Genomic DNA, 16,331 nt, shown 5'->3' on the forward strand with positions numbered 1-16,331 from the left:
GAACTCGACGCTCTTGACGCCTTCCAGTACGCACTGCTTGCGTTCTCAACTTAAACTGCAAGATGTCAGTTAAGTTAAAGCATGTCCCTGCACCCACACCGCCCCCGACTTCTAGCTTTCGACCTTGACGGCACTCTCATTCTGGAAGCCAGCCTTAGCGTTCCCGAGGCGACCATCAGCGCTCTGGCCCGTCTGCGCCGCCTAGACGTGCAGGCCGCCGTCGTGACCGGGCGCGATCAGCCGCCTCCCGGCGTGCTGGCCGCCGCGCAGCCCACAGCGGTGGCGACCAGCAACGGCGGCCACATCGAGATCAACGGTCAGGTTCATACCTCACTGCGTTTCAGCGAGGCCGAACTCGCCGCCGTGCTCGGCCACCGACTCGGTAATGCCCGCGTGATCGCCTTTACCCCACACGCCATTTACGTGGATGTGCCGCCCGGCGTGACCGCACCCGAGTGGCTGGCCCGCCGCGAGCACTTTCCGCTGAGCGAAGCCCCGGCGGGTGAGATCATCAAGGTGGGTTTTTACCACCCCGAGGTGGCCAGCTGGCGCGACGAGTTGCGCAGCGGCGGCTTCGGGCATCTGGTGTTTACCGGCGCTCGGCTGCCCTACCCGGAGTTTCTGACGGTGACACCTGCGGGGGCCGACAAGGGCGCGGCCCTGAGCGTGATTGCTGAGCAACTCGGCGTGCCGATGGCGCAGGTCACAGCCTTCGGCGACAGCGACAACGACGAGGCGATGCTCGCCGTCGCGGGCCGGGCGGTGCAGGTGGGCCACCTGCCGCTGCTGGCTCCCTATGCCCACGAGCAGGTCGAGCGCCCCGAGCTGCTGGGCGCGTACCTACACGCCCTGGCCGATGAATTGGAAGCGGACGGTGCAGTGCGCGGCGCTCGGCAACAGACGGCCAGCGGGCAGGACAAATAACCCAAACACCCGCCGATCTCACAAGCTGCGCCCCGGCTGGGCGCTAGATTCGGGGCTATGCGTTCTCTGGTGCTCATCGGTCACGGCTCCCATCTCAACCCCGAATCGGCGGCGGCGGTCTACGCCTACGCTGACCTGCTGCGCCAGCGCGGCCTCTTCGACGAGGTGGTGGAGGGCTACTGGAAGGAGGAGCCGTCGCTGCGTCAGGTTCTCAGAACGGTGAGCTACACCGATGTCACCGTCATTCCGATGTTCATCAGCGAGGGCTACTTCACCGAGACGGTCATTCCGCGCGAGCTGGGGCTGGGCCACCAAGGGCCGGTGCCGCCCCAGGGCGTGGCCCGCGTGATCGGCGGGCGCACTGTGCGCTACACCCTGCCCTACGGTGTACATCCGCGCATGAGTGAGGTCATCCTGGCCCGTGCCCGCGAAGCCTACCCGGAAATGAACGCCGAAGACACCGCCCTGATCGTGCTGGGGCACGGCACCACCCGCAACGAGAACAGCAGCAGGATTGTCCACCAGAACGCCGAGCGGCTGCGCGAGGGCGGTGAATTTGCCGAGGTCCACACCTTCTTTCTGGATCAGGACCCCAAGGTGACGACCTGGCGGGAGCAGGTGAAGGCCACAAACGTGGTGCTGGTGCCGTTCTTCGCTTCCGAGGGCTGGCACACCCTGGAAACCATTCCCGAGGACATCGGTCTGACCGGCGAGGTCACCGTGTTCGCAGCCGACCCGGAGGCCGAGCCGGGCAGCCAGCCGGACTACGCCCAGACGGTGTATTACAGCAAGCCGGTGGGCACCCACCCGGCCATCGCGGAAGTGATCATGCAGCTGGCAGAGGACGCCCACGGAGCCAGCGCCCAGGGCGACATTGAGCGCGGCCACCACGACGCTTGGAGCGCTTTGATCCAACTGGCCAGCGACACCCTGCGACTCGGTGAGGTGATCGTGCGCCCGGTGGAGGGCATGTTCGAATTGCGCCACGCGCTCGACGAGGGCAAGGCCAACGAGGGCCTGAGAACGGTGGTGACACCCGAGGGGGTGGGCGAACAGGTGCGGCTCGACGAGCGCGGCGAGTACCGCCCCGTGCACACCCTGCGCAATTTGGCGCGCGGCTGGCGGGCGGTCCTGTGCGAGCGCGACTTGGCGCGTGCCCTGCACCTGCTCTACCCGGCGGTGGTCGAGGAGACCTACGCCCACCACCACCATGCCCTGCGCTGCACCCCCTGGGCCGCCACCGCCCGGCGGCAGACCGGCATCTACGCCAAGGTGCAAAAAGCCACCCCGCAGCAGGTCGAGGCCGTCGCCAACGACGTGTGTGGCGGCTGCCTCAAGACCCGGCTGTGGGCCGGAGAAGTGCTGCACCAGACCTTTTTCAGCGGCGTGCCGGGCGGCATTCCCTGTGCCGAAGCCTGCACCCTGCTGGTCGCCGAGGTGCGCGAGGAAGTCAGCGGCAAGCGGGGGCAGGGCGCGGCGGTGCACGGTTGAAGCAAGGGTATGAATGACGAAGGGGCTGAGGAGATTGCTTTCCTCAGCCCCTTCGTCATTCATAGAGCTGTCTAGAACGCTCCTTCCAGCGCGCCCAGGGCCGCTTCCGGGTCCTGCACGCCTGCCTGGGCCATGTCGGGTCGCCCGCCGCCCTTGCCGCCGCCCGCCGCCGCCAGTTTGCCGATCAGCTGGCCCGCGTGTGCGCCGCGTGCCACCGCGTCCTTGCTGGCCTTGACGACCAGGCCCTTATCCCCAGCCACGACGGCCAGGTCGGCTCCGCTTTTGGCCAGCAGATTGTCGGCCGCGCCGCGCAACTCGCCCGCCTCGATGCCGCTCAGACGGGCGGTGGCCACCTTGAAGCCGCCGAGTTCGCGGGTCTGGGGGCCGCTGCCGCTGGCTTCGCCCGACTGGGGTTGATTGAGCTGGGCCTGGGTCAGCTGGCGGCGCACCTGCACCGTTTCCTGCTGGGCCGCCTTGAGCTGTGCCTGAAGCTGCGCCACCCGGTCGGGCAACTGCTCCAGGCTGGTGTTGAGGGTGCTGGCCGCCCGGCCCGCCGCCGTGAGGCGTTCACGTGCCCAGCGCACGGCCAAGTCGCCGGTCAGCGCCTCGACGCGCCGCACGCCCGCTGCCACGTTCTCGTCGCCGACGATCACGAACGCGCCGATGTCGCCGGTGCGCTCGACGTGTGCGCCGCCGCAGAGTTCCAGGCTGGTGATGACGGCATCGCCATAGGGCACGCCGCCCTCCACGCTGACCATCCGAACCACGTCACCGTATTTCTCACCGAAGAGGGCCATCGCGCCCGCTGCCCGCGCCTGGGCAATCGGCAACTCGCGCCAGGTCACGGGAAAGTTGGCGGTGATCCAGCGGTTGACCAGCTGTTCGACCTGTGAGAGTTCGTCGGCACTCAGGGCCGCACCGTGCGAGAAGTCGAAGCGCAGGCGCTCGGGGGCCACCAGCGAACCTTTCTGGGCCACGCCGCTGCCCAGCACCGCCCGCAGCGCGGCGTGCAAGAGGTGGGTGGCCGTGTGGTGGCGCTCAGTGGCCTGACGCTCGGGGTTGACCTGCGCCTGCACCTTCTGGCCCACCGTCAACTCGCCCTCAGTCACCTGAACCCGGTGCAGGAACACGCCCTGCGCCGTCTTATGGGTGTCCAGAATCTGAGCTTCCCCGCTTTCCCATTCCAGTCGCCCGGTATCGCCCACCTCGCCGCCGCCCTCGGCGTACAGCGGGGTGCGGTGAAGCACCACCTGCGCCTCGCTGCCCGCCGGGAGGTGCCGCAGGCTCTCGCCGCCGCTGAGGATGGCCTGCACCAGACCCGACGCCTCGAGCTGGCTGTAGCCGACAAACTCGGTAGGGGACACGTCCGAGAGCGCCTCGCCCGCGCCGCCGAACAGCTCGGACTTACCGTACTTGCTGCCTGCCCGCGCCAGTTCCTGATCCTCAGCCAGCGCTTTGTCGAAGCCCGCCTCGTCGATGCTGACGCCGTACTCCTCAGCAATCTCGCGGGTCAGGTCGAGGGGAAAGCCGTAAGTGCCGTACAAGGTGAAGGTGTCCTGACCGCTCAGCACGCTGCCCTTTTCCTGCTTGTTCAGCAAGGTGTCGAGCCGCTGAATGCCACTTTCCAGCGTTTTCAAGAACCGTTCCTCCTCGCCCTGAATGGCCTTCTCGATGCGGCCCTGGTTCTCTCTCAGCTCCGGGTACGCCTCGCCCATGCTTGCCACCACCAGCGGCACCAGCTTGTAGAGGGCCGGTTCGCGCAGGCCCAGCAGGTAGGCGTGGCGGGAAGCGCGGCGCAAGATCTTGCGAATGACATAGCCGCGCCCGGTGTTGCTCAGCGTCACGCCGTCGGCCACCGTCATGCTCACGGCGCGGAGGTGCTCGGCCACCACCCGGTGCGAGACGCTTTGCTCGCCCTCGTAAGGCTGGCCCGACAGCTCGGCGATCTTCTCGATCAGCGGCAGGAACACGTCGTTGCTGTAAAAGTCCGGCACGTTCTGCACCACGCTGGCGACGCGCTCCAGCCCCATGCCGGTGTCGATGTTCTTGAACGGCAGATCATTGAGGGTCGGCGTGCCGTCCGGCTGCGGTTCCTGGCGGTCATATTGCGGAAACACCAGATTCCAGACCTCCAGAAAGCGCGCACTCTCGCGGGTCTGCTCGTAGTCGGCCCAGCTGTCGTCGCCGTACTCCGGCCCCCGGTCGTAGTAGATCTCGCTGCACGGCCCGCACGGCCCGTTGGGTCCCTTGAGGGGCGCGTCGGCGGGCCAGAAGTTCTCGTCCGCGCCGAAGCGGTGAATGTGGCTGGGGTCCAGGCCGATGTCCTGGGTCCAGTACCCGAAGGCCTCGTCGTCGTCCTCGTAGATGGTCACGTACATCTGCGCGGCGTTCATGTTCATCCACTGCGGCCCCGTCAGAAATTCCCAGGCCCAGGCAATCGCCTCGCGCTTGAAGTAATCGCCGAAACTGAAGTTGCCCATCATCTCGAAAAGGCTCAGGTGGCGGCGGGTGCGGCCCACGTTCTCGATGTCGCCCACCCGGATGCATTTCTGGGCGGTGGTCACACGCCTGCTCTCGCCCTGCTCGAAGCGGGCGGCTGAGCCCATGAACTGCGGCTTGAACGGCTGCATCCCCGCCACTGTGAAGAGGGTGGTCGGGTCGGGGGCGATGCTGGAGTGTGAGGGCAATCGCAGGTGCCCTTTGGATTCAAAAAAGTGTAGGAACTTCTCGCGGATCTGGCCCGTCGAGAGCGGCGTGCTAGCGGTCTGGCCGGGGGTCTGGGCAGTCATAAGTTCCAGTATAGCGGCGGCTTCTAATCACGTCAGGCGCCCTTCACGTCGGGCACGGTCGCGCCGCGCAGCAGGTGACCACCCCCTGCTCCACCTGAAGCGAAAATAAGGAACCTGAAAGGTTTAACGTCTTATTATCCATCTAAGCCGCTTCAAGATGAAGGAGATGAGACTGTGCAGGCCGTTTCCGATGCCCCCATCCCCCCTAATATCTTCTTCTCAGGTCGTGATTCAGCTCTCAAATGCCCCTGGTCTTAAACTTTTAGAATAATCAATGGCTCTGTCAAAATCCTGACAAACAGTTTTTTTATCACCCAGCGGGTTTCCACGGTTTGCTTCGGTCTTCGCGCTTCTCCGGTTTGTGCCGCGGGGCGTAGACTTTAACTCTGTTTCATTTATCGTTCATCTGACCATGTGGGTATTTTACGGCCAAGCGGCCCCGCTCTCTGTCAGACTGCCGATTCGCCCCGCTTTCAGCGCCCGAGCTCCGCCCCACTTCGAGAACGCCTGGACCAGAAGGAGGAAAGGGATGGCCACTTCGCACTCGCCGCCGATTTATACTGCATCCATGCGCCGCAGCGCCACCTCGCCGCTTCTCTCGGGCCTGCTGACCGATACCGGGCGTCAGCGGAGTATCAATGAGGACGCGGGGCTGGCGGTGGAATCGGCCCAGGGCGGCCTGTACGCGGTGGCCGACGGCATGGGCGGGCATGCGGCGGGCGAACTGGCGGCCAATCTGGCGCTCGACGCGCTGGGCAACACCTTTTTGCAAGGTAAAAATCGCAGGCGGCCGCCCGAAAGATTGGCCGAGGCGGTGCAGGCGGCCAACATGGAAGTCATGCGCCACGCGGTGGGCGAATACGTGGGCATGGGCACGACCCTGGTGGCGCTGGCGATCGACCGGGGCGCGGCGATTCTGGCGCACGTCGGAGACTCGCGGGCCTACCTGCTGCGCGGCGGCGAACTCACCCGGCTGACCGAGGACCACTCCTGGGTGGCCGAGCAGGTGCGGCTGGGCAACCTGACCGAGGCCGAGGCCCGTGACCACCAGTGGCGCAGTGTGGTCAGCAACGCCCTGGGCGGCGAGGAGCGGGTGCGGCTCGAACTCTACGGTTTTCCCCTCAGGCGCGGCGACCGGCTGCTGCTGTGCAGCGACGGCCTGAGCGGCGTGGTCGAGGAGCAGGATTTGCGGGTGATGCTCGGCTGGCGGCTGCCGCCGGAACTGACCGCCCAGCGCCTGATCGACGCCGCCAACGCCCTGGGTGGCCCCGACAACGTGACCGCCGTGATCATCGATGTGGGCGCGCAGCAGCCAATGCCGAGCTACAGCCTGCCGCCGCGTCAGAACGACGGCCCGGTGTATGTGGACGTGCTGCTGGGCCTGCGCCGCGGCAGCAGTCCGGCGGTTTATCTGGCCCTGGCCCTGGTGTACTTCGCCCTGATGGGCGCTCTGCTCTTTCAAGAAGAGCGCACGCTGATCTTGCTGGTGACGGCGGTGCTGCTGGTGGGGCTGCTCGGCTGGGTGACCCGCTGCAACCGCCTCAAGCTGCGCCGGGCACTGCCGGATGCTCTGCCGCTGGGCGGGTCGGCGCGTTCCTCCGAGCCGCCGGACCGCCAGAACCTGAATTGAGCGTACTGGGCCTGGGCGCACCGGAACTGACGGCCCCGGTAGCGGGCGGCTGCTAGACTCGGCGAATGAGCGACCAGCCCGATCAGCGCCAGGCCCTCCACAAGACCGTGATTTCTACCGCCGACGCGCCCGCCGCCATCGGCCCCTACAGCCAGGCCGTGCGATTTAGCGATCTGCTGATCACCAGCGGCCAGATTCCGCTGACGCCGGGCGGCGACCTGGTCGCGGGCGGTATCGTCGAGCAGACCCGCCAAGTCCTCGACAACCTCTCGGCGCTGCTGACGGCGGCGGGCAGCGACTTCGCGGACGTCGTCAAGACCACCGTCTTTCTGAGCGATATGAACAATTTTGCCGAGATGAACACCGTCTACGCCGAATATTTTGTGCAACCCTACCCGGCCCGCTCGACGGTGCAGGTGGCCCGGCTGCCGCGCGACGTGCTGGTGGAGATCGAGGTGATGGCCCAGCTCAAATGAAACGCTGCGCCTTGACTTGCAGGGCTGCCTGTAAGTAGCATGCTGACATGTCAGGAAGCGGTTCATGACGGTGTCGAGCCGTTTCGCGGTGGCCTCACACGTGCTGGCGTTGCTGAGCGTTCACGAGAGCCAGATAGGGGAGAGCGCACAGAGTTCGGAGAAGCTGGCGTGCAGCGTCGGGGTCAATCCGGTGATCGTGCGCGGCATCAGCAGTATGTTGCGCCGCGCCGGACTGGTCTGCTCGCGCCAGGGCGTCACCGGCCTGAGTCTGGCGCGCTCGGCGAGCGAGATCAGTTTGCTGGAGATCTACCGCGCCGTGCAGCCTCCCGAGCGTTTGATTGCCCTGCACGAGCACCCCAGCCAGGCATGCGTGGTGGGGCGGCACATCCAGGACGTGCTCGGCGCGGTGTGCAGCGAGGCGCAAGCTGCCCTGGAAACCCGGTTGTCGCGCACCAGCCTGGCTGATCTTGCCGAAGAGCTGAGCGCCCGCGCCGACGCTGAGGGTTCAGACGCTGCGGGTATGGTGGGCCGGTTGCCTGTCTGAACGGTCAGTCAGGGAAAAACGGCAAAAATGGAGTCTGACAGGACGTTTTACTGCCCGGAGTGGTGTTAGCCTGAGCAGATGACCGCCACCAATCTGACCCCGGCGCAGGGTGCCCAGCCCGCTGCGCCCTCGGCGCGTGACCTGCTGCTCAACCGTATCCAGAAGGATATTCCCATCGTGCAGCGCCCCTACGCTGTGCTGGCCCAGGAAGTGGGCCTGAGCGAGGCCGAAGCACTGGGGATTTTGCGCGAGGTCAAGGCCGAAGGGGTGCTGAGGCAGGTCAGCGCCATCTTCGATACCCGCACGCTGGGTTACCAATCGAGCCTGGTGGCCGCCGTCCACGACGCTGAGCAACTCGACGCGGGGGCCGAGATCGTCAGCCAGCATCCCGGTGTGAGTCACAACTACCGGCGCAACCACGACTTCAACTTGTGGTACACCATCGCCGTGCCGCCGGAGAGTGACCTGGAAGCCCACGTGCAGCGCCTCCACGAGCTGTCGGGCGCGAAACTGACCCGCTTGATGCCCACGCTGCATCTCTACAAGATCGGCGTGGAATTCGACATGACCGGTAAGGAAGCCTGGAACGCCAAGAGCCGGCCCCAGTACACCAGCGCCCAGCGCAACATCGGTTACGCCGTGACCGACACCGACAGGCGCTTCGTGGTGGAGTTCCAGAAAGACCTGCCGATCACCGAGGAACCCTATGCGGCGGCCTGCGCGGCGCTGGGCATGAGCATTGACGAGGTGGCTGCCCACGCCGAGAAGATGAAGGCGGCGGGAGCATTGCGGCGGGTCAGCGCGGTGTTCAAGCACCAGTCGGCGGGCTTTACTTTCAACGCCATGGGCGTGTGGGCCGTGCCGCAGGAGCAGGTGGCCGAGATCGGACAGAAGATGGCCGAGTTCAAGGCTGTCTCTCACTGCTACCTGCGTCCTACCTATCCCGAATGGCCCTACACCATCTTCACCATGGTGCATGGCCGCAGCAAGGAGGAGGCGTTCGGCAAGATCAAGGCCATCAACGAGGAGGTGGCTCCCTTTGAGTACGACATCCTGTATTCGACCAAGGAGTACAAGAAAGTGCGTCTGGAATTCTACAAGCCGGAGTTCTACGAGTGGGAGCAAGCGCAGCAGCTGACGCCTCGGACGGCAGCCCAGGTCTGAGTCAATAAAACTGACACCCGCTCTGACTCAGCGCCCCTGCATATACAGCAGCGCTTCGGGCAGGGCGTTTTGCCAGGTGACCCAGTTGTGGCCGCTGGGATACTCGCGGTACTGGTGCGCCGTGCCCAGGTCTTGCAGCGCGGCGGCCATGCGGCGGTTGGGAGAGAGCAGCCACTCCAGGGTGCCGCTGTCCAGACTGATCTTGAGGGTTGTGGGCGGCTGGGCCTGAAGCTGCGCGAGCAGCCACTCGCCCGCCGTGGTGGTGTCGATCTGCTGACCTTGCCTGCCCTGCGGCGAGGCGATGAAGGCCCCGCTGTGACTGATGACCCGCCCGAACACCTTGGGGTGCTGCCAGGCGGTGAAGAGGCTGATCAGGCCGCCCAGCGACGCGCCCCACAGCCCGCGCTCACTGGCCTCGCGGCTGACCGGGAAGCGCGCCTCGACCTGCGGCAGCACCTCCTGAAGCAGGAAATCGAAGTAGCGGTCGTTGAGGTAGTACTCGGCGTTGCGGTCCAGCGGCTCCACGAACACCAGCACCGCTGGGTCAATCAGATGCTGGGCCAGTGCCCGGTCGAGCAGCTCGCCCAGTCTGCCGGTGCGGTAAAAGGCCACGCCGTCCTGCACGTAGTACACCGGGTAGGTCCGGGCCGCATCGTAGTTCGGCGGGGTGTAGACGTAGCCCCGGCGCTTGCCAGGAAAGACCTGACCGTTCCAGGCCAGCCGGTGCGCCTCGCCGCGCTGCGCGGGGGCCTCACCTTGCCACAGCCGGTGACGCGGGTACTCGCCCACCTCGGCGGCGCGGGGGTAGGTCCACCAGGGGTTGAGCGACTTCTGCGGATTGTCGGGGTCGGCAAACGGCTGGCCGTCTCCGCCGAGCCAGGCGTACTCTACCCACGCCCCGCGCGGCAGCGTCAGCGTGAGGGGCTGGCCGCCGATGACGGGCAGCGGCGCGCGTTTGGTCCAGTCGGTGAAATCGCCCAGCAGCGCGGTTGCGCCGTCGGGCGGGGTGAAGGTGACGCGGGTGCCTGAAACGGAAACGGCCATGTCCAGAAGTCTAGAGTAGGGACGCTCCTCCCGCTTAGCCCGCCTCGCCCGGCATCCGGATATGGTCGACCTGCGCGCCGTATCTGAGCAAGATGGTCTTGAGACGCTGCACCGCTTTGCTGGCCCGCTCACGGTCCGGAGGCAAAAAGGCCAGCGTCACCTGCCCGTCCACGCCGGGGCGCGGTTCCATCACCCGCACTTGCAGCGGCACGGCGAACGCCTGGTCCTGCATGATGTCGCGGATCACGCGGGTAAAGGTCAGGCCATCCATGTCTTGCAGCGTGAACTGAATGCCCAGGACGTCCTGCTCCGGCTTCTGATTCGGGGAATCGTTCATAGCGTGCAGGCTAGCAAACCCGCCGCCCGCAAGAAGTCGCCGCCGAACTCCCGCTAAACTGCACCCATGACGCTGCTGGTCAATGCACAGGTCCAGGTTCTGCTGACGCACGAGCGCACCCTGCTGGCTGACCTCCAGGTATTTCTGGAGACGCAGGACGCCCCCCAGGGCGAAATCGAGCAGGTTCGCCAGAGTGCGCGCAACCTGGACGAGGCGTTCTTGCTGGTAGTGGTGGGCGAGTTTAATTCCGGCAAGAGCAGCTTTATCAATGCGCTGCTGAGCGAAGCGGTGTTGCCCGAGGGCGTGACGCCCACCACCGACCGCATCTATGTCATCCAACACGGCGTGATTCAGCACAGTGCCGTTCAGCAGGGCGGTGTTCAGGGCCGGATGGAAGCCACCGACGATCCGTTCGTCAGCCGCATCCGGGTGCCGCTGAGCGTGCTGGAGGGCGTGGCGCTGGTCGATACCCCCGGCACCAACGCCATCATCCGCCAGCATCAGGTGCTTACCGAGAGCTTCTTGCCGCGGGCCGATCTGGTGCTGTTTCTGACGAGTGCCGACCGGCCCTTCACCGAGTCCGAGCGGCAATTCTTGGAACTGGTCAAGCGCTGGGGCCGCAGCGTCGTTATGGTGGTCAATAAGGCCGATCTGCTCGAAACGCCCGAGGCCAGAGAGCAGGTGCGGGCCTTCGTAGAGGGCGGAGCGCGCGCCACCCTGGGCCTGACACCGCCGCTCTTTCTGGTATCGGCCAGGGGTGAGCAGCGCGGCGGCGACGCGGGATTCGCCGCCCTGCGGAACGTCCTCAGAGCGCGCCTGTCGGAAACCGAGCGCACCCGGCTCAAGCTGGCCTCGCCGCTGGCCGCCGCCGCCACGCTGCTCGGTGCCCAGGAAGCACGCGCCGCTGGGGCCAGGCTGGCCCTCAAGTCCGATCTGGCAGCGCTGGCCCTCCTGGAGCAGCAGCGCGAGCGCCATCAGGCGGCGATGCAGGCCGAACTCGGCAGCCAGCTTGGCCGCATGAACCGCCTGCTCGGCGAATTCGAGGTGCGCGCCGACAAGTTCATCGACCGCGCCCTGCGCATCGGCAATGTTCGCCAGCTCGTCAATGCACGCGAGCTGGAGGCCGCTTTTCGCCGCGACGCGGTGGCCGACTTGCCAGAAGCTATTGAAAAGCAGTTCGGCCAGTTGATCGACCGGTTCGTGGAGAGCAATCTACATTTCTGGGAGGATGTGCAGGCCGGTCTGATCAACCGTGATCCGGTCAGTCGTGATTCAGCCAGTCCTCAGCCGGAAGCCGGGGCAGGGCGGCCCCGGTTCTCGTATGATCGCGCCGCGCTGGTCGAGAACCTCTCCGGTACCGCCCAGCGCCATCTGGCCGAGAGTACACAGCAGCAGCTCACGCGTCAGCTCACCCAGGACGCCGAGGACGCCATGAAAGGCGTGATCGGCTTCGGCGCGGGCGGCGTGGCCATCGGCACCGCCACGGCCCTGATCCTGAGCGGCGCACTCGCCGACTTCACCGGCATCCTGGCCTTCCTGACAGTAGGCAGCCTGGGCCTGTTCGTGTTGCCGCAGAAACGTCTCGCTGCCCTGAGACAGCTGCGTACCCGCCTCTCAGCCCTGCGTGAGAGCTTGGACACCATCCTGCGCCGCGAGTACGAGCACGAGCAGGAACGCGCCGACGTCCGGCTGAATGACGCAGCCCTGCCGTTTACCCGCTTTCTAGAGCAGCAGCAAGCCCGGCTGATGCAGGCCGAGCAGCGCGGTGGCGAGTTGCAGCAGCGGCTGGAGCAGCTCCGGCGTGAGGTGGAAATGCTGGGTTGACGGACGAAGGGTTGATGGATGACCTGAGCGCAGGTGGAGTTCAGCCTTACCCAGCCAAACCTCAGCCAGGCCAGCAAAAAGCCCCTGCACAGGGCCGGGGCTTATGACTTTGGATATCAGGTCAGGGTTCAGCGCTTGGGGGTGATGGTGATGGTGCCGCCCTGCGACACGTTGTAGGTGTTGACGAAGGTGTTGTAACCGGGGGCGACCAGCACGATCTCGTGCCCGCCGCGTGTCAGGTTCAGATCGAGGCCACCGTTCTGGATGGTGCCGGCCTGGCGTCCGTCCACGAAGATCAGCGCGCCCGCGACGGTGCTGCGAATGCTGACCGGCGCGGTGTTGCTGACCGGTGCGGGGGCAGGGGCAGGCGTCACGACGGTGCTGAATTCCACATTGACGTTGGTGGTGGCGTTGGCGCGCACCGTGATGGTGGTCGCGTAATCGCGGTAGCCGGGCGCGGTGATCCGCAGCGGATAGCTGCCCGGGCGAACGGCGCTGTACGTCTGATTGGCGTCGCCGAGGCGCTGGCCGTTGAGGTACACCACCGCGCCGGACACATTGGTGCCGACGAAGACGTTGCCGGTCTGAGCGACCTGCTTGGAGACGACGTTATAAAACGCCGTGTCGCTGACCCAGCTGTTTTGCGGAATCGGGCTGACCACGATGCTCAGCGCCTGGGCGAGCTGCTGCTGTCCCTTGGCGTTGACGGTGGCGAGCTGGTCTTGCTGGCTGGAGAACTTGCTGAGGTCGCCCAGGTCAAGCTGGGTCTTGCTGGCGAGCACCAGCACCTTGTTGAGGCCTTCAGGACCGGCGATGTCAAAGGTGAACTGATCGCCCGGAGCCGGAAAGGTCTTGACGGTGTTGGCCTTGACGAAGTTGGTGCCGCTGGCAAAGCGGTTGGGCAGCAGCTGATCGACCTTGCCGGTGCCGTCCACGTTGAAGAGGTAGATGTAGGCGTCTTGGCTGGGCCTGACGCTCAGGGTGATCTTGTCGTCGACTTTGTAGTTGGGAATCTGGGTGCCGTCGGGATTCTTATCGGTCCACACCGAGACGCTGAGGTCCGGCTGAACGGGGTTGACGATAATACTCTGGGCGCTGATCTTGGGGGCCGCCATGGCGCTGCTGAGCAGCAGGGCAGCGGGCAATACGAGCAGTTTCTTCATGTGGTGCCTCCTGAAAAGAAGCCTAAACTGCAAAAGGTGACGCCCCATGAGTGGGGCAGGAGAAAGCCTTTACTAAGGTTCAGTCTTTCGTCAGCTTGGGCGAACGCGGCGCAAAGGCAAGCCATCTTAAGGAATCCGGTTTTTTTCGGAGACAGATCAGGAGAAAGCCGATTTGTATCCTCGATGTTCCGCAACCTGTTTTGCTCTTCCGCCCATATGGGAATTGCCCGCTCGGTCGGCGTTCGCCAGTTCTATATCCCGGTTCAATTAGAATCCGTATCAAACGACCGCGAACCAAAAAAGACGCGCCGAGACTGAACTCAGCGCGTGTGGTGGCTGGGGCACATGGATTCGAACCATGATCGTCGCTTCCAAAGAGCGATGTCCTGCCATTGGACGATGCCCCACCGCAAGGTTATGGACGGGGGGAAGTATACCGGCCTGCCGGGAACGGGTCAAGCGCACAGGGGCGTCAACCGCGCCCCAGCAGTGGGGTCTTCAGATGGCGGCTTCGGGAAAGCTCAGCGGCGCGGCGTCGCTCCACAGCCCTTCGAGGTCGTAGTACTCGCGGGCGTCTTTGGTCATGATGTGCACCACGATGCTGGCCCCGAACGCCAGCAGCAGCCAGCGGTCCGAGGGACCCTCGACGGTGGGGCGGCCCAGCCCAGCGGCCATCGCCTTCTCGCGGATGTTCTCGCGGATGGCGTTGAGCTGCAAGCCCGCCGTGGCGGTGCAGATAACGAAGTATTCGAGGGTGCTGCTGACCTCGGTGAGGTCGAGCACGACGACGTCCTCGGCGCGGCGCTCGCGGGCCGCGTCCACGATGGCGCGCAACTGGGCCAGAACCGGGTCGGGGCTGAGCTTGGAACTGGGGGTGGGTGAGGTGCTGGGTCTGGTCATGTCAAAACTCCGAATTGAGAGGGGAAGGTGGGGAGCGGGGCGGGGGAGGGCCGTTTCTTCAGTTGACGGGAGGCGGGTCGACAGGTGACTGGTTGACAGTTGACTGGGACGCGAAGGGGGTCAGGGCGGCGAAGAGCTGGCGGGCATTGCTGCCGAGCAGCACCCCGATCTGGCCCGGCTGTACCGCGAACCGCTCGCCCTGGAGGCGCGGCAGATTGAGCTGGTCGGCGAGTTGCTGGGCCATTTCCACGTCGGTCTGGGTAAACACCTGGCTGTGCTCGTCGCTGCTGGGCAGAGTGCTGAGCTGCACCTTCAGGTAGCCTGCCGCATGGAGAGCTTGCACCATCGCCGGGCCGAGGCCCCCGCCGCTGGCGTCTTCGAGCAGCACCGTGACCCGGCTGTCTGGCTCGCTGCCAGTGATCGGATTACCGGATGCCGGGTGCCGGGTGGTCTGGGTACCTGTAGCTTGACTGCTCAGGCTGTCGCCCCACACCTGCGCCAGTTTCTGGCGGTCGACGGCCAGATTGAAGCTGCGCGGGATGGTGTCGGTGGGCAGCGTGGCGAAGTTCAGCTTGAACTGTGACAGCACCGGCTGAACACTCTGAAGCAGCGTCGGGTCGAGGTTGGTTTCGAGACCGCCCATCACGCTGAGAATGGTGGGCAGGGCGCTGAGGCCGCGTGCGGTGGTCAGTTTGCCGGCCAGCTGGCTGAGCGCCTGCTTCTGGTGATCAATGCGGCCATAGTCGTCGCCGAAACCCTTGCGGACCCGCAGGTACCACACGCCTTCCTGCCCGCCGAGGTGGTGCGGTCCCGCTGCGAGCTTGAGATTGACGCCCGCCGCCTTGTCGATCCACTCGATGCCGCCCTTGGGCACGTTCACATCCAGCCCGCCGAGCGCCTCGATGACCCGCGCGGCCTCCTCGGTGCGGACGATCAGGTAGTTGTCGACGCGCTCACCGGTGATGGTTTCCACAGCGCTGACGAGCGCCTGTGGACCGCCTGCCCAGTATTTGCCGTTGACTTTCTGGGCGGCGGCAGCTTCGCGGGGGTTGAAGTCGCCCACGTTGGTGTCGCGCGGAATCGAGAGCACGCTGACGCGCTTGCCGCGCACCTTGACCAGCATCAGGGTGTCGGTGTTGGCGGTCTGGAGGACACCCTTGCGCTGGTTCTGGTCCTTGCAGGGCTGGTGGTAGTAGCAGTAGATCACGTCGCGGCCCGCCAGCAGCAGCGTGAAATTGGGCAGGCTGCCGCTGAGGACCACCGCGCCGCTGCCCTGGCCGCTGGCGCTCAGGGCGTAGTAGCCGCCGCCGCACAAACCCGCCAGCGTCAGGGCGGCGAGCTGCAGCGGTCTGACCCAGCGCGCCCAGCGTCCTGAAGGCGATTCTGGGCGCGGCGCGCCGCTCACGCCGGGCCGGGCAATGCGCCGCGCTCTTGCAGGCCCCGGTAGGCGTCGAGTGTGCGCGGATGCACCGGGATGCCGCGTGCCTGGAGGTAGTGCACCTTGGAGCTGATGGCCAGTGCCAGCGCGCCCTCGAGGTCCACCATCGCCAGTTCGCGGATGTTCTGGTTAACGCCCCGGCCCGGCTCCGACACGTCGGCCACATAAACGCAGGCGGCCACCGGACAGTCGCTGCGCGGCCCGGTGGTGTGGTCCTCGACGGCCTGCAGCACCACCGGGTCGTGGTAGCCCCAGCGCTCCAGCAGGGTGCGGGCCGCCCGGCCGTGCAGCGCCAGCGGGTGGGCAGCGTCGATCGGCACTTCCGGTGGAGCCAGCCGCAACAGTTCGCGGGCGATGTCGTGCAGAATACCCGCCAGATACGCCCGGTCGGCGTCGAGCCGATTGGCGACGGCAATCTCGCGGGCCAGGCCCGCCACCCGCAACACATGGTCAAAACGCCGGGCCTTGACCATCAAGCGGACACGGGCTTCCCACTCGGCGACCTCACCGAGCGGCGCAAACGCGGCGCGATTCTGAATCATGACTGGAGTTGGGGAAGCCACGACTGCATGGCCTGAGTATAGCGCCGGGAACGCGCCGTTCATCT

At 65.8% G+C, this 16,331-nt stretch carries 14 protein-coding genes and 1 tRNA gene; 7 read left to right on the plus strand and 8 right to left on the minus strand.

Annotated features, from left to right (window positions below; genetic code table 11):
* Positions 1-81: 81 nt before the first annotated feature.
* Both GUI70_RS06100 and GUI70_RS06105 read left to right on the plus strand, forming a co-directional pair.
* Entirely contained in the window at positions 82-924 is an 843-nt protein-coding gene (locus tag GUI70_RS06100) for an HAD hydrolase family protein (protein WP_161881422.1), read from the plus strand.
* A 57-nt stretch (positions 925-981) separates the two neighbouring features.
* On the plus strand, positions 982-2,415 hold the full coding sequence (locus tag GUI70_RS06105; RefSeq protein WP_161881423.1) for a CbiX/SirB N-terminal domain-containing protein: 1,434 nt from the start codon (positions 982-984) through the stop codon (positions 2,413-2,415).
* Between the two features lie 71 nt (positions 2,416-2,486).
* On the opposite strand, the gene alaS is transcribed toward GUI70_RS06105, so the two are convergent.
* Positions 2,487-5,204, minus strand: a complete 2,718-nt coding sequence (alaS, locus tag GUI70_RS06110; RefSeq protein ID WP_161881424.1) for an alanine--tRNA ligase — start codon at positions 5,202-5,204, stop codon at positions 2,487-2,489.
* A gap of 568 nt (positions 5,205-5,772) precedes the next feature.
* On the opposite strand from alaS, the gene GUI70_RS06115 reads away from it, so the two are divergent.
* From GUI70_RS06115 to ahbA, 4 genes are all read left to right on the plus strand, one after another.
* Positions 5,773-6,834, plus strand: a complete 1,062-nt coding sequence (locus GUI70_RS06115; RefSeq protein ID WP_161881425.1) for a PP2C family protein-serine/threonine phosphatase — start codon at positions 5,773-5,775, stop codon at positions 6,832-6,834.
* Between the two features lie 65 nt (positions 6,835-6,899).
* Positions 6,900-7,310, plus strand: coding sequence for a RidA family protein (locus GUI70_RS06120; protein ID WP_161881426.1), 411 nt, complete (start codon positions 6,900-6,902; stop codon positions 7,308-7,310).
* A gap of 64 nt (positions 7,311-7,374) precedes the next feature.
* Positions 7,375-7,854, plus strand: a complete 480-nt coding sequence (locus GUI70_RS06125; RefSeq protein ID WP_237724738.1) for an Rrf2 family transcriptional regulator — start codon at positions 7,375-7,377, stop codon at positions 7,852-7,854.
* 78 nt (positions 7,855-7,932) lie between these two features.
* Complete coding sequence (ahbA, locus tag GUI70_RS06130; protein WP_161881427.1) at positions 7,933-9,018, plus strand: siroheme decarboxylase subunit alpha; 1,086 nt, start codon at positions 7,933-7,935, stop codon at positions 9,016-9,018.
* 27 nt (positions 9,019-9,045) lie between these two features.
* On the opposite strand, the gene GUI70_RS06135 is transcribed toward ahbA, so the two are convergent.
* Positions 9,046-10,062 carry an alpha/beta hydrolase gene (locus tag GUI70_RS06135; RefSeq protein WP_161881428.1) on the minus strand — a complete coding sequence of 339 codons (1,017 nt, stop codon included), beginning with the start codon at positions 10,060-10,062 and terminating at the stop codon, positions 9,046-9,048.
* Between the two features lie 34 nt (positions 10,063-10,096).
* The gene (locus tag GUI70_RS06140) at positions 10,097-10,399 is read right to left on the minus strand and encodes a hypothetical protein (protein ID WP_161881429.1); all 303 of its coding nucleotides are present in this window, start codon (positions 10,397-10,399) and stop codon (positions 10,097-10,099) included.
* A 72-nt stretch (positions 10,400-10,471) separates the two neighbouring features.
* Between GUI70_RS06140 and GUI70_RS06145 the strand changes: the two genes are divergently transcribed.
* Positions 10,472-12,223: a dynamin family protein gene (locus tag GUI70_RS06145; RefSeq protein WP_161881563.1), complete on the plus strand. Its 1,752-nt coding sequence runs from the start codon at positions 10,472-10,474 to the stop codon at positions 12,221-12,223.
* Positions 12,224-12,351: 128 nt separating this feature from the next.
* On the opposite strand, the gene GUI70_RS06150 is transcribed toward GUI70_RS06145, so the two are convergent.
* The 5 genes from GUI70_RS06150 to yqeK all read right to left on the minus strand — a co-directional run bounded on the left by GUI70_RS06150 (position 12,352) and on the right by yqeK (position 16,266).
* Complete coding sequence (locus GUI70_RS06150; protein ID WP_161881430.1) at positions 12,352-13,386, minus strand: DUF4384 domain-containing protein; 1,035 nt, start codon at positions 13,384-13,386, stop codon at positions 12,352-12,354.
* Positions 13,387-13,719: 333 nt separating this feature from the next.
* Positions 13,720-13,793, minus strand: a tRNA-Gln gene (locus GUI70_RS06155).
* Between the two features lie 91 nt (positions 13,794-13,884).
* On the minus strand, positions 13,885-14,286 hold the full coding sequence (gene rsfS, locus GUI70_RS06160) for a ribosome silencing factor (RefSeq protein ID WP_161881431.1): 402 nt from the start codon (positions 14,284-14,286) through the stop codon (positions 13,885-13,887).
* A gap of 58 nt (positions 14,287-14,344) precedes the next feature.
* Positions 14,345-15,691 (minus strand): LCP family glycopolymer transferase, encoded by a 1,347-nt coding sequence (locus GUI70_RS06165; RefSeq protein WP_161881432.1) that lies wholly within the window; start codon positions 15,689-15,691, stop codon positions 14,345-14,347.
* Positions 15,688-16,266 carry a bis(5'-nucleosyl)-tetraphosphatase (symmetrical) YqeK gene (yqeK, locus tag GUI70_RS06170; protein ID WP_237724739.1) on the minus strand — a complete coding sequence of 193 codons (579 nt, stop codon included), beginning with the start codon at positions 16,264-16,266 and terminating at the stop codon, positions 15,688-15,690. The genes GUI70_RS06165 and yqeK overlap by 4 nt, the downstream gene beginning before the upstream one ends.
* Between the last annotated feature and the right edge of the window lie 65 nt (positions 16,267-16,331).

It is taken from the genome of Deinococcus alpinitundrae (assembly GCF_009982895.1).
Classification (GTDB): Bacteria; Deinococcota; Deinococci; order Deinococcales; family Deinococcaceae; genus Deinococcus; species Deinococcus alpinitundrae.

Excerpts from the sequence above, each read along its gene's own strand:
- GUI70_RS06100 (WP_161881422.1), top strand. The coding sequence starts at position 82 with ATGTCCCTGCACCCACACCGCCCCCGACTTCTAGCTTTCGACCTTGAC.
- GUI70_RS06105 (WP_161881423.1), top strand. The coding sequence starts at position 982 with ATGCGTTCTCTGGTGCTCATCGGTCACGGCTCCCATCTCAACCCCGAA.
- alaS (WP_161881424.1), bottom strand. The coding sequence starts at position 5,204 with ATGACTGCCCAGACCCCCGGCCAGACCGCTAGCACGCCGCTCTCGACG.
- GUI70_RS06115 (WP_161881425.1), top strand. The coding sequence starts at position 5,773 with ATGCGCCGCAGCGCCACCTCGCCGCTTCTCTCGGGCCTGCTGACCGAT.
- GUI70_RS06120 (WP_161881426.1), top strand. The coding sequence starts at position 6,900 with ATGAGCGACCAGCCCGATCAGCGCCAGGCCCTCCACAAGACCGTGATT.
- GUI70_RS06125 (WP_237724738.1), top strand. The coding sequence starts at position 7,375 with ATGACGGTGTCGAGCCGTTTCGCGGTGGCCTCACACGTGCTGGCGTTG.
- ahbA (WP_161881427.1), top strand. The coding sequence starts at position 7,933 with ATGACCGCCACCAATCTGACCCCGGCGCAGGGTGCCCAGCCCGCTGCG.
- GUI70_RS06135 (WP_161881428.1), bottom strand. The coding sequence starts at position 10,062 with ATGGCCGTTTCCGTTTCAGGCACCCGCGTCACCTTCACCCCGCCCGAC.
- GUI70_RS06140 (WP_161881429.1), bottom strand. The coding sequence starts at position 10,399 with ATGAACGATTCCCCGAATCAGAAGCCGGAGCAGGACGTCCTGGGCATT.
- GUI70_RS06150 (WP_161881430.1), bottom strand. The coding sequence starts at position 13,386 with ATGAAGAAACTGCTCGTATTGCCCGCTGCCCTGCTGCTCAGCAGCGCC.
- rsfS (WP_161881431.1), bottom strand. The coding sequence starts at position 14,286 with ATGACCAGACCCAGCACCTCACCCACCCCCAGTTCCAAGCTCAGCCCC.
- yqeK (WP_237724739.1), bottom strand. The coding sequence starts at position 16,266 with ATGATTCAGAATCGCGCCGCGTTTGCGCCGCTCGGTGAGGTCGCCGAG.